This is a genomic window from Yersinia kristensenii (assembly GCF_900460525.1).
Classification (GTDB): Bacteria; Pseudomonadota; Gammaproteobacteria; order Enterobacterales; family Enterobacteriaceae; genus Yersinia; species Yersinia kristensenii.
Genome location: NZ_UHIY01000001.1, coordinates 2,950,352 through 2,965,297, shown reverse-complemented (window position 1 = coordinate 2,965,297; position 14,946 = coordinate 2,950,352). Strand labels below are relative to the sequence as shown.

Sequence of the window (14,946 nt, the reverse complement as noted above, 5' to 3'; positions counted from 1 at the left end):
GGAATAAAACAGCAATGAGCGAACATGGCGGCAATGTGCTGGAAATGGCACTGAAAATCGGGACAGATGCAGAAAATATCATTGATTTCAGTGCCAATATTAACCCGCTGGGGATGCCAAACTCGCTAAAAACCGCCATTGTGGAGCAGTTGGCGCGTGCCGAGCGCTACCCGGATGTTGAGTATCGCCAATTGCACAGTGCACTGGCCCGCGCTCACCATTGTTTGCCAGAAAATATCATGGCGGGCAATGGGGCCACTGAACTGATTTATGCCGTGGTGCAGCATTTGCAGCCGCGCAGCGCCCTGCTGTTGACACCGGGCTTTGCTGAGTATCGCCGCGCCCTGCAACGGGTGGGTTGCCAGATTCATGATTATCCGATGAGTGAAGCCGATGGCTATCAGCCCGATGAGCGGCTGTTAGACGTTTTAGTGCAATTACGCCCTGACTGCTTGTTTCTTGCGACGCCGAATAACCCCACCGGCCTGATGCCGGATGCGATGCTGTTGCAAGCCATTGTGCAGTGCTGCCACCAATACCAAATTGCATTAATTGTTGATGAAGCCTTCATTGATTTTCTGCCGGATGCGCCGGGGCTTATCCCGCAATTGGCGGATTTCCCCCATCTTTATATCTTGCGCTCGCTGACCAAATTTTTCGCTATTCCGGGGCTGCGTTTGGGTTACCTGCTCAGTGGCAATCTGGCGGGCATCCAGCAAATGAAACAGCAGCGTGAACCCTGGACTATCAATGCCTTTGCCGCGTTGGCGGGTGAGATTATTCTCGATGACCAGCCTTATATTCAGGCCACTCATGAATGGCTCGCAGAACAGCGGCCTTGGTTATATCAGCACTTAGCTGCCTTACCCGCGTTGCAGGTGTGGCAAGGATGCGCCAATTATATTTTCCTACGCTGTCTAAGGCCGGAAATTGATTTGCAACAGGCATTATTACAGCAGCATATTTTGATTCGCCATTGTGCCAATTATCCCGGGCTGAGCCGTGACTACTACCGCGTAGCCATCAAAAGTGCGGCGGATAATCAGCGGCTGGTCATCGCCTTACAACAGGTTTTGGGTCATGGCTGAAGCCCGCTGCCCCGCGTCCTGTGGTGAGTTAATTCAGGGCTGGATACTGGGTGGGGAAAAACTGATTTCCTGCCCAGTAAACTGGTTTAGCACGGTGTCAGTTACCGACGGAGCTCCGGGCTGCCACGAACGGCCACGGATGCGCCAGATGCTGAGGGCGGTACTGGCTTACTTCGACCAACCGGCAGATACCGCCCGTGGCCTGCATATCGATTTTGATTCCACTATTCCAGTGGCAAAAGGGTTAGCCAGCAGTACCGCCGACATTGCCGCCACCGCACTGGCCACCGCCCGTCATCTGGGGGAAACACTGGAAGAAGCCACCCTTGCCGCCTTGTGCGTCAGTCTTGAACCCACTGACAGCACCCTATTTCGACAGCTGACCTTGTTTGACCACCAAACCGCCGCCACGCAGATTTCTTATGATTGGCAACCGAAAGTCGATATTCTGCTGCTGGAAAGCCCGCATATTCTCAATACTGAGGATTATCATCGTCGCCATCGCCAGACGGCACTGCTGGCAAGTGCCGCCTCACTGGAACAGGCATGGCAACTGTTTACTCAAGCCGCCGAGCGCCACGATAACGCCCTGTTGGGCCAGTCCACCACCCTTAGCGCACAGGCCAGCCAGCATCTGCTGGTCAAACCGGATTTTCCCGCCCTATTGGCGTTAGTGGAGGAATTGGATCTATATGGGCTGAATGTGGCACACAGTGGCAGTGTGGTGGGGTTACTATTAGACCGCCAACTTCATGATATAGAACAAATTTATTGGCAATTACATCAGCGCAATATCAGCCAAAATTATCCGCGCCAACACTTATTAACCATGGTCCCTGGCGGAGTGAGATAGACTTCATAGGCCGACATTCAACTCTGGCTAACCGCCATTATTATCAAACCAGAATGTCCATGCTAGACGCGCTGTTATTCTCCTCACGCTGACTATTTCTCTGCAACTCACATTGCTCCCCCCCTCAGAATCATGACCTCAGTCACAAACCAGGAAAGCAGCCATTTAATCCATGTAAATAGCATTCAAAGATATGGGGAAAATAGCTACCGAGGCAGTAGAGTCCATCTACGGGAATGTAATGCAGATGTAAAATCTGCTTCCCAATAAATCTTCATTTTCTTAAAAACATAAATATAACTTAAGTCATACAGAATATTACGCCAACACCAAACTACGATAGCCTCAACCTACAATGAACACCGGGAGTCTTGGATGAAAAAACTGAGTGTAAAAACCTTATTAGCGGCCAGCTTGTTCAGCATGATCGCCTGCACGGGCAGCGCATTGGCGCAAGAAGTGGAAGTCGTCAATATCTCGAAAATCGCGGGTATGCCGTGGTTCAACCGCATGGGTGAAGGGGTGGAAAAGGCCGGTAAAGATCTGGGGATCAAAGCCTATCAAGTCGGCCCCTCCAGCACTGATGCCCCACAACAAGTTAAAATCATTGAAGATTTAATCGCCAAGAAAGTCAGTGCCATCAGCATTGTACCAAACGATGCCGATGTGCTGGAGCCAGTATTTAAGAAAGCGCGTGATGCCGGTATCGTGGTGTTAACCAACGAATCTCCGGGGCAGCCAAGTGCTAACTGGGATATTGAAATCATCGATAACGCCAAGTTTGCCGCAGATAATGTGGAAGAAATGGCAAAAGCGATGGGCGGCAAAGGCGGTTATGTGATTTATGTTGGCAGCCTGACCGTGCCACAACATAACCTGTGGGCAGATTTATTTGTTAAATACCAAAAAGAGCATTACCCAGAAATGTTTGAAGTGACCAGCCGTATGCCGGTCGCCGAGAGCATTGATGACTCACGCCGCACCACACTGGATTTGATGAAAGCGCACAGTGACTTGAAAGGTATTGTGGCTTTCGGTTCACAAGGCCCGATTGGTGCTGGGCGCGCAGTGAAAGAAAAACGTGCGAAAAACAATGTTCATGTCTTCGGCATGATGATCCCGTCTCAGGCGGCATCGCTGGTGAAAAGTGGTGACATCGCGATGGGGGTGACGTATGACCCAGGTTCAGCCGGTTATGCGATGACTGCGGTGGCCGATAAAGTGCTGAAAGGCGAGAAAATCGAAACCGGCATGGACATTCCTGGCGTGGGTAAAGCGGAAGTTGATCAGGATAAGCGTCTGATTCAATTCCATAATGTGTTACGCGTGACCAAAGATAACGTGGATTCACTGTATTGATTCACTGAGTTATGGCGGAGCCGAACTCCGGTTTGGCTCCGTAATTAATAAAAAAAACCAGCCAATAAGTTAGAGGGCTGAAGGGTTTAACGCTCCTAGGGGCACTCCGGCGGCTTACGCCGCTACGACCCCAACGGAACGCTTCCCCTTCAATTGATATTGCTACAGCCTCATTGCTGCAGTGCCTTGTCTGGCTTTTTATGATTTAGATAGCATCTATTTGTATCCAGAGGATCTATGCAGCCATTTATTACCCTGGAAAATATCAGTAAAACCTTTTATGGCGTTAAAGCGCTGAATAAGGTGGCCATGACCCTGTTACCGGGTGAGGTTCATTGCCTTGCAGGGCAAAACGGTTGTGGCAAATCTACACTGATCAAGATTATTTCCGGTGTTTATCAACCCGATGCCGAGGCCGCGATAACTGTCGATGGCAAAACTTATTCAACCCTGACTCCGATTGAATCTGTCCGGCTGGGGATTCAGGTAATTTATCAGGATTTATCATTATTCCCGAATCTGACCGTGGCTGAGAATATCGCCATGAATCACTATCATCATCATCTGTGGGTGAATAAACGTCAGATGCGGGAAACCGCCGAGCGCGTAATCAATAGCATTGATGCCCATCTTAATCTGGATGCATTGGTTGAGGATTTACCCATCGCCCAGAAGCAGTTGGTCGCTATCTGTCGTGCGCTGGCACAAGATGCGCGCCTGATTGTGATGGATGAACCCACCGCGTCACTGACCCGGCAAGAAGTTAACGGCTTGCTGCGGGTGGTGCATGAGCTGAAATCACGCAATATTTGCGTGGTATTTGTTAGCCACCGGTTGAGTGAAGTGCTGGAAATTTCAGACCGCATTACGGTGTTAAAAGATGGTAATTGGGTCGGAACCTACCCCGCCGCTGAAGTAGATAACCCACGGCTGGCCTGGCTAATGACCGGCATGAAGTTTGATTTTCAGGTGTTACCCGCTTACAACACGGCACGTCCTCCCGTGTTGGTGGTGGAAGAACTTTCCCGAGGGAACGAATATCACAATATCTCACTGACTTTACATCCGGGCGAAATTATCTCGCTGGTTGGCTTATTGGGTTCCGGCCGAACCGAGCTGTGTCTTAGTTTATTCGGTTTAACCACACCCGAGTCAGGCACCATTCGTATCAATGATAAGCCAATGTATTTCAGCAGTAACCGCGATGCCATCGCCGCCGGTGTGGGTTATGTTTCGGAAGACCGCATGAGTACCGGGCTGATTATGGCGCAATCAATCCGCGACAATATCAGCGCTACGGTTTTACACCGACTGAAAAACACCTTCCACCTGATGCGTACTGAACGGGTCGATACCTTGGTCGAAGATATGGTAAAGCATCTGTCGATTAAAATTGGCAGCAGTGACTTGCCGGTCAATACCTTATCCGGCGGAAATGCGCAGCGCATTGCTATCGCCAAATGGCTGGCAACTGAGCCACAAATATTGATCCTCGACTCCCCAACAGTGGGGGTAGATATCGCCAATAAAGCCGGTATTTATAATATTATCAATGCGTTGTCAGCACGCGGTATTGCGGTGTTGATGGTGTGTGATGAGATTGATGAAGCTTATTTTAACAGCCACCGCATTTTAGTTATGCGGGCCGGGCGACTTGTGCAGGAGTTCTTGCCGAGTAACAGCAGCGAAGCAGCCATTGCGGAGGTAGTAAATGGCTAATCCCCATGCACTCAATAAATCGGATGTCGGTAAAACAGGTTTATTCAATAAAGAACATCTGAAACGCCATGAAGTCATGCTGGCTTTCACTATATTGGTTATTTCGACTTACCTGGCTTTCGCCAGTCCCGATTTTCTGACTCTAGCCAATATTTATGACTTGATAAATAACTATGCCATGTTGACCATTTTGGCCTGTGGCTTATTTATCGTGTTGATTTCTGGCGGTATTGATATTTCATTCCCGGCGATGACCATCATCTCACAATATGTCATGGTGACATTAATTGTGAAGTTCGGTGGCAACTTCCCGGTAGCATTCGCGCTGGCAGGCGGTATCGGCTTATTACTGGGGCTAATTAATGCGCTGTTAGTTAATCGCCTGCGCGTACCGTCCATCATTATTACCATTTCCACGCTGAATATATTCTACGGATTACTGCTGTATCTCAGCCGAGGGATTTGGCTGTATACCTACCCAGAATGGTTCGAACATGGGCCGATGCTGTTCGCCTTTACCGCTGCTGATGGCTATGAATATGGCCTTTCACTGCCGATTTTGACTTTGCTGACGACCATTATTGTCACAGCCTTGCTGATGACTCGCACCAGCATTGGTCGGCAAATTTATGCATTAGGCGGTAATCAGGAAGCGGCCTCCCGCATGGGGTTCAGCATTCTTAAGCTACAGCTGTTTGTTTATGGTTATATGGGCTTTTTATCCGGTATCGCCGGTGTCGTGCAGTCTTACACCGTCTTAACGGTGGCCCCCGATTCTCTGCTCGGTTATGAACTCACGGTACTGGCGGCGGTAGTGCTGGGCGGCACCAGTATTATCGGCGGGCGCGGCACCTTGACCGGTACTCTGCTGGGGGTGATATTGCTGGCAATATTGCAGAATGGTTTGAATTTACTGGGGATTTCGTCGTACTGGCACACCGTGGTTATCGGTCTGGTGATTGTCATCAGTATCAGTGTGACGGCCTGGGGCCAACGTCATAAGGTAGGGATATAACCATGTCGAAAACAACACAACGAGACCATACTGAGCGCTGGCTGGTGGCACTACTGGTGCTGGTGGCGGTGGTGTTCAGTGTGCTGATCCCACAGGTATTCTGGTCCGCAGCTAACTTCCAATCCATTGCCTCACAAATACCTGTCGCTGGGGTATTAACGCTGGCAATGGCGATCACCATGCTAACCGGGGGGATCAACTTATCAATCATTGCTACCGCCAATGCCAGTGCGCTGGTGATGGCGTGGGTTTGTACCCATCTTGAGCCCACATTCAGCTCAATGATGCTAATGCTATTGGCCGGAGCCTCAGTTGCTTTGGTGGTGGGGCTGATCAATGGGGTGCTTATCTCCGTGGTTCGCGTCTCCCCTATTCTGGCGACACTGGGCATCATGACCTTACTCAAAGGCGTGAATGTGCTTATCTCCAAAGGGTCGGCGATTTCTAACTTCCCCAACTATGTGCTGGCATTGGATCGCAATAACTTTCTCGGGGTGCCAGTGCCACTGTATTTGTTCATCGCGGTAGCTCTGATTATCTGGCTAATACTGGCCAAGACCCCGTTGGGCCGTCAGATATACCTTTCTGGCTCCAACGAAAAAGCCACCTTTTTCTCCGGGATTAATACCCGCCGCACACTCATTTGGGTGTATGTGATTTCATCGTTACTGTGCACTGTCGCGGCGTTGTTGATGATGTCCAAGCTCAACTCCGCCAAAGCTTCCTACGGCGAGTCACTGTTACTTATCACTATTCTGGCGACGGTATTAGGCGGGGTTAATCCTGATGGCGGCTTTGGTAAGATTTTCGGCATTGTGTTAGCGCTGTTCTTGCTGCAAATGCTGGAAAGCGGGCTGAATATCATGGGGGTGAGTAGCTATATCACCATGGCATTGTGGGGTTCGTTACTGCTGGCATTTATCTTTGTTAAAGGAATCAACATTCCGGCGTTGCGTTTCTTGCGGCAGAATAAACCATCAAGCTAGTGTATTGATAGAGAATAATGTATTGATAGAAAAAGAAAAGGCTGGCAATTGATGCCAGCCTTTCTATTAATAGCTACAAAAAAACTATCCCGCTTGAGCTAAAGTTACTTAACTTCGCCCATCGCTTTCAGTTTTTTCGACAATTCACGGCGTTCTTTAGACAGATCGGCGTTTTTGATGATGTAATCATCAACACGATCTTCGTAGTCACCACGCATGTTAGCGATAATGGCCTGAACCTCTTCGATGCTCATCCCTGGCTTGATGTATTCACTCAAGTTATCGAGCAACAGAACGCGTTTTTGGTTATCACGAATTTTCTTTTCGTTATCAACGATTTCACGCTGTAATTTATTTTTGCGACGGAACATACGCACAAACTCCAAAACGTCCTGGAAAGTTGGCTTAGTTGCATTATCCATTTTCATACCTTCACTTAAGTTTTACACAAATTCAATTGCTGGTGACCAGGCTACCTGCACCATACCGCTTTGCTGTACCTGATGACAAGATTCATTGACTTATCTTACCCGCTTTACCCGCCAGACAGAAATATCATCTGCCTGATTTCCATGTTATACCCAAAGTTATTGGCGTTGCAGGTAAGCAGCCAGCAAACGACAAATCGGTCGGGAACCGATTTGAACAGCATTTATGCTAGCCCTTAGGGTGAGCCTCAAGGATGAGGCTCATTAATCCCGAATCACTTACTCAAGTAACTGATTCGGGTAAGTGCGAGCAGCTAACAACCCTGCGGCTTCAAGTACGAAGGGGAAAGATCACCGGCGTAAGGTCATATTAATCAGATCGTCCAATTCCTCAAGCTGTTTGGTTAACTCCAGACTCAGCCAAACATAGCCATAAATGGGCGTTTCTATCTGCTGTTCTTGCGTGACAGCCAACATCAATGATTTCAATTCGGTGGAAATTTCGCTCAACTCACCCGCAACTTCCCGCTCTCGCGCTGGCGAGCCATCGCGCAAACTGTCACTTAACGTATTCAGAGTGCGGGCCGTCATCAACTGAGCGCTGCGCAGCCCTTTAGCATTGAGCATAATAAAATGACTTTCTCGTGATGACCAATAAGCATCCACCAGTAATTCCAGTGTGCAAATCAGATTGCGGCTCAGTGTTTGGATAGCCTCAAAAACATCTTTATTAATATGAGATTCTTTACTGGCAGGCGCAATAAAAGTGCGCATTTTAACCGATTGATTGAGTGCAGCTTTTAATTTTGGCTCTAATCGCGGGCGATCGATAACATTCGGCGATAAGTAGGCGGCATAAATTTGGCTGATAGCGCGCAGGTTATCACTCATTTGCATACGCCAATGAGTAAAGGCGCGTTGTGGATAGACACTGGTAAAAACTAACGCCAATAATGAGCCAAAAATAACATCGCCGCTGCGCCACAGGGCCGTGTTCATATCCCCTGGAGCTGACCCACAAACCACTGCCAGCGTGATACCAATCAGCAGGGCCATATAGGGGCGCTTGCCCAACGTCAGATAACCACACAGGAACATGACGGCCCCACACCAAACCAGCATCAGAGTGAGAGAATATGACTCAAGATAAAGGGCTATCAGACCGGATATTGCGCCAAAAACAGTCCCGCCAATGCGCTGCATGGCTCTGGACAACACATTACCCCAATACGATATCGGCCCCATCACCACCACTAAGGTGATCAGCGGCCAAGTGCCCTCCGGAACGGCCAATAAGCGGATAATCAGGAATGTTAGGATAAAAGCCAGCGTAATACGCAAAGCATGGGTAATGCGGTAATGGCTGTAAATCAGGTTATCCAGTGGCGATATTTTTTTATTCAAGCGCACAACAGACCTACTTCCAATAAGATACCAGAAGCTAAGTCTAGCTGAGTTATTACACTCTGGCATCGGATTAACCGTTACCAAAAGTAGCAGAAATAAATTGGAGGGAGCTAAATATTCCCCGTCAGAGATGACCAAACGGGGCAATAGGCTTATTTAAAATCAACTGCCATTTGTTGCTGGATAGTCATGCCAAAGCTCGATTCTACACAGCAAGCAATATAATCGGTAAAACGGGGCGACCTTGGCATCCCCAAGCTGAGCAAACGCTCATTACTGAAACGCACATTCAACACGGCAAAAGAGCCGTATAAGCGCATAGCTTTCAGCATTAAACGCTCATTACAGGGGCCAAAAATCCCTTTCAGTTGCTTACGCATCTGCACCAAAGCACCGTATTCTACCTGGCGATAATCCGCTCCCATGGGTTGTTGTCGAGCCGCTGACGACATGGCCTGATCAATGTCAGAAAAACTGACACTGTCTTTCTCACCAGCAGAAATATGATAGATATTCTCCGGTAAGTTTGGATGCAGCAAAATACACATTAAGGCATCAGCACAATAATCGACTGGAATAACATCAATATAGTCATCTAAAGAACACATAAACTTGCGCAACATGAGTGCCATACGGAATACCCAAAAGATGCTGCTGGAGGGTTGGCAGCCCAAACGAGTGTGCCCGACAACAATTGATGGCCGGGCAAATACCAATGGCAATCCCGGACATTCTTCCGCCAATAGGCGCTCAATGGCCGATTTGGATTTCGTGTATTCCACTAAATGCGCATCATCTTCTGCGGATAGGATCTGCTCACTCACCACCGTATCGGCATCGGGAGTACAAGACATGGCGGTGCCCACATGAATGAATCTTTGTAAACCGGCAACCTGAGACATTCTTTTGCCAAAAGCTAATGTACCATCGACATTCACTTTCCAGATTAATGGGTTATTACCAAATGATGCGACGGCAGCACAATTAATAACATGCGTGACTTCATCGATACGCGAGTCATGAATAAAACTGTCAGGTTCAGCTAAATCCCCTAATAAAATATGACTAACATTTATTTTATTCAATCGCCCATTGGGGAGGTAAAACTTCTCCATATTCTCTCGAATACGCATAAGCCCCTGCTCCGGTGTATTGGCACGAACCAATAATAAATAATTAAAATCTGAGTTTTCTAACAATAGCTTTTCGAGCACGGCTCCGCCCAGAAAACCAGTGGCACCGGTTAACAAAAGTGTTTTCACTTATAAATCCTACTTATTATATTCAGTAAGCGGATTGTATGAATAGCTAAGTAAACGGCAGCTAAATATTAGTCAGATCGACACATTATGACTGAAACATAATTATTTCAAAATAAATCCTGACACCTTGGCCCGCCTGAAATGATATTCTAACGCTAATGCCATGGGTCACCGCGGGCGGTGTCCCATCATAAAGAATAATCATAAGAATTAAGGGTTAAATCGAATAATGTCAGATAAAAATAAGTCACCAACATTTTACATTCACGATTATGAAACCTTTGGTCAGCGCCCGGCGTTAGACAGACCAGCACAGTTTGCCGGAGTACGTACCGATTTGGATTTCAATATCATCGAGGAACCATTGGTGGTTTATTGTGCTCCCGCCGATGACTACCTGCCGCAACCAGAAGCCGTGATGATAACGGGCATCACCCCGCAACAGGCCTTAGCCAAGGGGGTTAATGAAGCCGAGTTTGCCCGCCAAATTCATCAAGCTTTCAATGTGCCCGGCACCTGTATTCTCGGTTACAATAATATTCGTTTTGATGATGAAGTTAGCCGTAATATTTTCTACCGCAATTTCTATGATCCTTATGCCTATAGCTGGCAAGGCGGTAATTCCCGTTGGGACTTGCTCGATGTGATGCGCGCCTGTTATGCCCTGCGCCCAGAAGGTATTGTCTGGCCGGAGAACGAAGATGGCTTACCCAGTTTCAAACTTGAGCATTTAACCAAAGCCAATGGTGTCGAACACTTACATGCTCATGATGCTATGTCAGATGTGCACGCCACCATCGCCATGGCAAAGCTGGTCAAACAAGCACAACCCCGGCTGTTTGATTACCTCTATCAGCACCGTAGTAAGCATAAAATCAACGCCTTGATTGATATCTCAGATATGACGCCACTGGTTCATGTGTCTGGCATGTTTGGTGCAGCACGGGGTAACACCAGTTGGGTTGCGCCGCTAGCATGGCATCCTGAGAATAAAAATGCGGTTATTATGTGCGATTTAGCGGGTGATATGTCGCCATTATTGGAGCTGGATAGCGATACTCTACGTGAGCGGCTGTATACCCGCCGCGATAAACTTAATGCGCAAGACGCCGCCATCCCCTTAAAACTAGTACATATCAATAAATGCCCGGTATTGGCACCGGCGAAAACCCTACTGGCTGAAAATGCCGAACGGCTGGGGATTGATCGTCAGCGCTGCCTGCGGAACCTGCAACTATTGCGACAAAACCCGCAAATACGCGAAAAAGTGGTCGCCCTGTTTGCTGAAGCAGAGCCTTTTGCTGTATCTGATGATGTGGATGCCCAGCTGTATAATGGTTTTTTCAGTGATGCTGACCGCGCCACCATGAAAATAATTTTACAAACCGATCCGCAAAATCTGCCCGCGCTCGACCTGACTTTCCAAGATCCACGATTGGAAGCGCTGCTATTCCGCTTCCGCGCACGTAATTATCCGAATACTTTGACGGACAGTGAGCAACAGCGCTGGTTAGCGCATCGTCGCGAAGCACTCAATCCAGAAAGAGTGCAGGAATATGTGCTGCAACTGGAACAGTTTTATAACCAATATGAGGGCGATAAAGAGAAGTTGGCACTACTGAAAGCCCTGTTTGACTATGCCAGAGATCTGGTGAGCTAATATTGATACTGAATTTAATCCCATAAAAAACGGAGCCATAAGGCTCCGTTTTAGTCAGCAATAACACCATATCTAACAAACAATACCAAATGGAGTTACTGTGCAAGTTCGCCAGTAAACTGAGGTAATGCCTGGCGGAAAGCACGGGTTTTCCAGACCATATAAAGCAGGCCAATTGCACCCCATACCAGCCCCAGAGTCATAGAGCTACTTTCCAAGTTAACCCACAGTACACCCACTGTTCCTGCGCCAATCATAGGGAGAATCAGGTAGCTGAAATGATCCCTGAACGTACGGTTACGGCGCTCGCGGATATAGAACTGTGAAATCACCGACAGGTTAACGAAGGTGAAGGCCACCAGCGCACCAAAGTTAATCAATGCGGTTGCCGTGACCAAATCAAAGGAAATAGCAGACAATGCCACGCCCCCCACCAACAATACGTTGATTGCGGGTGTACGCCATTTTGGATGCACGTAGCCAAATATTTTCTCAGGGAATACCCCGTCGCGGCCCATTACATACAGCAAGCGCGAAACCCCGGCGTGTGCTGCCATACCTGATGCCAACACCGTGACACAAGAGAAGCACAGAATCACTGACTGGAAGAATTTACCGGCCACAAACAGCATGATTTCTGGCTGTGATGCATCAGGATCAGTGAAGCGCGAAATATCCGGGAAATAGAGCTGCAAGAAATAAGACACCACGATAAAGATGATGCCGCCAATCAATGCAGTCAGGAAAATCGCTTTCGGGATCACTCTACCGGCATCTGGCGTTTCTTCAGACAGCGAACTAATGCCATCGAAGCCAAGGAATGAGAAGCACAGTATCGTGGCCCCGGTTATCATCGGCACCAAATGGGCATTTTCAGAATAGAACGGACGTGGGCTAACCAGTGTGCCTGTTCCTTCACCTTGATAAACACCGTGAATCAGCAACCCCATAAAGACCACCATGACAGCGACCTGAACGACAACGATGATTGAGTTCAGGTTAGCAACCACATTAATGCCACGTAGGTTGAATAGCGTCATCAAGCTGACCAACGCGCCAACAAAAATCCATGATGGCACGCCTGGGAAAATCGCCTCGAGATAAATTTTTGCCAACAGAATATTAATCATCGGCATGAACAGATAGTCCAGCAGTGATGACCAACCCACCATAAAGCCAACATTCGGGCTAATAGATTTCTGAGCGTAAGTATAAGCCGAACCCGCAGACGGGAAGCGCTTAACCAACTTGCCATAGCTAATGGCAGTGAACAGCACCGCTATCAACGCAATGGCGTAAGACGTCGCGACGTGACCATCGGTCAGGCCGGATACAATACCAAAAGTATCGAAAATGGTCATCGGCTGTAAATAAGCCAGCCCCATCATCACCACTTGTACCAACGTCAGTGTTTTTCTGAGTTGAACGCGGTTATTGGCGCCAGTTTGATTGGTGCCGACTGCAACAGTAGCATTATGCGTCATGATTCAGCCTCCCCATACCTTTAACCTTATTTGCGAGTGTAGCTCGCAGGTCAGAGGTGACGGGGAAACTTCGTATCTGCCTGGGATACGCAAGTGGGGAAATAAGAGCGGTGTAACGGGTATATGCCATCCCTGTTGCGCCATAATCGCTGCATGTGCAGCGCATACCGGTGGGCACCGGTGCCAGTGTGAATAATTGCCCCATCTTTCTTTCCTCATAACGGCGATTTTCGTATGTGAATAATCGCTCGCGGACCTGTTTATCTATCCGGATCGTTGTCCGGCCTCTTGATTTGTGAAAACACGAATGCAAAAAAATAACCGACGCGTTTAAACGTCGGTTATTCCATGGCGCGTATTCTGCCCTAACTCGAGAGCAAAAAACAAGATGTTAAACGGCTTGAAACAATATTCTTATGGCAGTTTGATCTAAACGGCTATTTCTATGCTGTATCAGTGCTGAGCAGCAATTTCTACGCGCTCAATTGCTGCCCATATCTTGTCTGAATTCAGCTCAACAGGCAGATAATGAATTGACTCGCTCGGCTTCAGAATTCGACTAATCACACGCTCGATAGCATCACGGTCATTAATATCAACATCCAGCGCAGCCAAATGCGTTGGTAAACCTAATTTATTAAACGCCACAATCAATGATTGCAATGCTTCATCCTGCTCCAGCAGCGCCGTTTGAACCAAAATTCCATAAGCGACTTTGGTACCATGCAGGAAATGCTCAGTCTGGGGCAACAGTGTCAGGCCATTGTGTACTGCATGGGCCGCCGCGACACGGGTATAACGTTCGCCCAACCCACCAACCATGCCTCCACCGGCAATAATCGCATCGACTACATCAAGAAAATCTTGTGTCAATTCCCCCTGTTCCACCGCCTGCAATGCAGATTCGCTCTGCTTAAGCAGCACATTGCGAATGTCCAAAGCGGCCTGTAATCCCAAACGAACGGTCAAAGATAATCTTTCCGGTTGTGGGCTTAGCACCACCGCTTCGTACCATTTCGCCAGAGTATCGCCAATTCCCGCCAACAGATATTCCACGGGTGCCTGCAAAATAATACGCGGCTCGACTAACACTAACTGATTGGCATCTTTGAATATTTCAAAACTCAGCGCTTGACCGGCATCGCTATACCACACAGAAAGTGGGGTCCAGGCCGCACAGGTTGCCGCGATAGTGGGAATGGCTACCAACGGCAACCCAAGTTTACGCGCCACCACTTTTGCGGTATCCAATACCGCCCCACCGCCAATGCCGATCACCACTTGTCGGTCACTGCCCGCAGTTGTCACCAAATCAGCCACAGTAGACTCACTGCAATGGGTGGAAAATAAAGCCCGCACCGCTTGCGGCGCATGGAAAACCGCTGGCAGATAATCACTGGCCGCCACCAAGGCGCTCTCGCCATAGATCCACAGCGCATTTTCCAGTGCTGCTTGAGGATAAAACTCACTCAGCTTATCGATAGCGCCTGGAAAAGAAAAATAGTTGGCAGGCCCCACCTGCACTCGGATTGCATTCGTGCTCATGGCGCGTTCCTTTTAAAGGATGGTCTCATCAGTATTTTTCTCATCTTAAGGGCTAAGTTGCCAATGTTTAATAATTTTTTGATATACCTTAACCATTTTAGTTTGTTGCGAATAATAGAAATTGTGTTAAAAAGAAGTCT

General features: G+C 48.2%; 12 protein-coding genes. 7 read left to right on the top strand and 5 right to left on the bottom strand.

The window, feature by feature from the left end:
• Positions 1 to 14: 14 nt before the first annotated feature.
• From cobD to DX162_RS13495, 6 genes are all read left to right on the top strand, one after another.
• Positions 15 to 1,088, top strand: a complete 1,074-nt coding sequence (cobD, locus tag DX162_RS13525) for a threonine-phosphate decarboxylase CobD (RefSeq protein WP_004388804.1) — start codon at positions 15 to 17, stop codon at positions 1,086 to 1,088.
• Positions 1,081 to 1,941: a GHMP family kinase ATP-binding protein gene (locus DX162_RS13520; RefSeq protein WP_032819022.1), complete on the top strand. Its 861-nt coding sequence runs from the start codon at positions 1,081 to 1,083 to the stop codon at positions 1,939 to 1,941. The genes cobD and DX162_RS13520 overlap by 8 nt, the downstream gene beginning before the upstream one ends.
• 423 nt (positions 1,942 to 2,364) lie before the next feature.
• On the top strand, positions 2,365 to 3,300 hold the full coding sequence (locus tag DX162_RS13510) for an autoinducer 2 ABC transporter substrate-binding protein (RefSeq protein WP_227744220.1): 936 nt from the start codon (positions 2,365 to 2,367) through the stop codon (positions 3,298 to 3,300).
• A gap of 237 nt (positions 3,301 to 3,537) precedes the next feature.
• A complete protein-coding gene (locus DX162_RS13505; protein WP_004388801.1) occupies positions 3,538 to 5,019 on the top strand; it encodes a sugar ABC transporter ATP-binding protein in 1,482 nt (493 codons plus the stop codon).
• A gap of 76 nt (positions 5,020 to 5,095) precedes the next feature.
• Complete coding sequence (locus DX162_RS13500) at positions 5,096 to 6,034, top strand: ABC transporter permease (protein ID WP_004388800.1); 939 nt, start codon at positions 5,096 to 5,098, stop codon at positions 6,032 to 6,034.
• A 2-nt stretch (positions 6,035 to 6,036) separates the two neighbouring features.
• Positions 6,037 to 7,020: an ABC transporter permease gene (locus DX162_RS13495; protein WP_004388799.1), complete on the top strand. Its 984-nt coding sequence runs from the start codon at positions 6,037 to 6,039 to the stop codon at positions 7,018 to 7,020.
• Between the two features lie 104 nt (positions 7,021 to 7,124).
• Here DX162_RS13495 and tmaR read toward each other — a convergent pair whose 3' ends face one another.
• The 3 genes from tmaR to DX162_RS13480 all read right to left on the bottom strand — a co-directional run bounded on the left by tmaR (position 7,125) and on the right by DX162_RS13480 (position 10,117).
• Positions 7,125 to 7,442, bottom strand: coding sequence for a PTS system regulator TmaR (gene tmaR / locus DX162_RS13490; RefSeq protein ID WP_032819099.1), 318 nt, complete (start codon positions 7,440 to 7,442; stop codon positions 7,125 to 7,127).
• A 357-nt stretch (positions 7,443 to 7,799) separates the two neighbouring features.
• Entirely contained in the window at positions 7,800 to 8,858 is a 1,059-nt protein-coding gene (locus DX162_RS13485) for an FUSC family protein (RefSeq protein ID WP_004388797.1), read from the bottom strand.
• Between the two features lie 149 nt (positions 8,859 to 9,007).
• Positions 9,008 to 10,117 carry an SDR family oxidoreductase gene (locus tag DX162_RS13480; protein WP_004388796.1) on the bottom strand — a complete coding sequence of 370 codons (1,110 nt, stop codon included), beginning with the start codon at positions 10,115 to 10,117 and terminating at the stop codon, positions 9,008 to 9,010.
• Between the two features lie 229 nt (positions 10,118 to 10,346).
• Here DX162_RS13480 and sbcB point away from each other — a divergent pair, with 229 nt between their 5' ends.
• Entirely contained in the window at positions 10,347 to 11,777 is a 1,431-nt protein-coding gene (gene sbcB, locus DX162_RS13475) for an exodeoxyribonuclease I (protein ID WP_004388795.1), read from the top strand.
• Between the two features lie 95 nt (positions 11,778 to 11,872).
• Here sbcB and DX162_RS13470 read toward each other — a convergent pair whose 3' ends face one another.
• A complete protein-coding gene (locus DX162_RS13470) occupies positions 11,873 to 13,261 on the bottom strand; it encodes an APC family permease (RefSeq protein WP_004388794.1) in 1,389 nt (462 codons plus the stop codon).
• A gap of 453 nt (positions 13,262 to 13,714) precedes the next feature.
• Positions 13,715 to 14,806 carry an oxidoreductase gene (locus DX162_RS13460; RefSeq protein WP_032819019.1) on the bottom strand — a complete coding sequence of 364 codons (1,092 nt, stop codon included), beginning with the start codon at positions 14,804 to 14,806 and terminating at the stop codon, positions 13,715 to 13,717.
• Between the last annotated feature and the right edge of the window lie 140 nt (positions 14,807 to 14,946).

What these genes read in the sequence shown, in the direction of transcription:
- DX162_RS13520 (WP_032819022.1), top strand. Translation starts at nt 1,081, where the DNA reads ATGGCTGAAGCCCGCTGCCCCGCGTCCTGTGGTGAGTTAATTCAGGGC.
- cobD (WP_004388804.1), top strand. Translation starts at nt 15, where the DNA reads ATGAGCGAACATGGCGGCAATGTGCTGGAAATGGCACTGAAAATCGGG.
- tmaR (WP_032819099.1), bottom strand. Translation starts at nt 7,442, where the DNA reads ATGGATAATGCAACTAAGCCAACTTTCCAGGACGTTTTGGAGTTTGTG.
- DX162_RS13500 (WP_004388800.1), top strand. Translation starts at nt 5,096, where the DNA reads ATGCTGGCTTTCACTATATTGGTTATTTCGACTTACCTGGCTTTCGCC.
- DX162_RS13460 (WP_032819019.1), bottom strand. Translation starts at nt 14,806, where the DNA reads ATGAGCACGAATGCAATCCGAGTGCAGGTGGGGCCTGCCAACTATTTT.
- sbcB (WP_004388795.1), top strand. Translation starts at nt 10,347, where the DNA reads ATGTCAGATAAAAATAAGTCACCAACATTTTACATTCACGATTATGAA.
- DX162_RS13470 (WP_004388794.1), bottom strand. Translation starts at nt 13,261, where the DNA reads ATGACGCATAATGCTACTGTTGCAGTCGGCACCAATCAAACTGGCGCC.
- DX162_RS13510 (WP_227744220.1), top strand. Translation starts at nt 2,365, where the DNA reads ATGATCGCCTGCACGGGCAGCGCATTGGCGCAAGAAGTGGAAGTCGTC.
- DX162_RS13495 (WP_004388799.1), top strand. Translation starts at nt 6,037, where the DNA reads ATGTCGAAAACAACACAACGAGACCATACTGAGCGCTGGCTGGTGGCA.
- DX162_RS13505 (WP_004388801.1), top strand. Translation starts at nt 3,538, where the DNA reads ATGCAGCCATTTATTACCCTGGAAAATATCAGTAAAACCTTTTATGGC.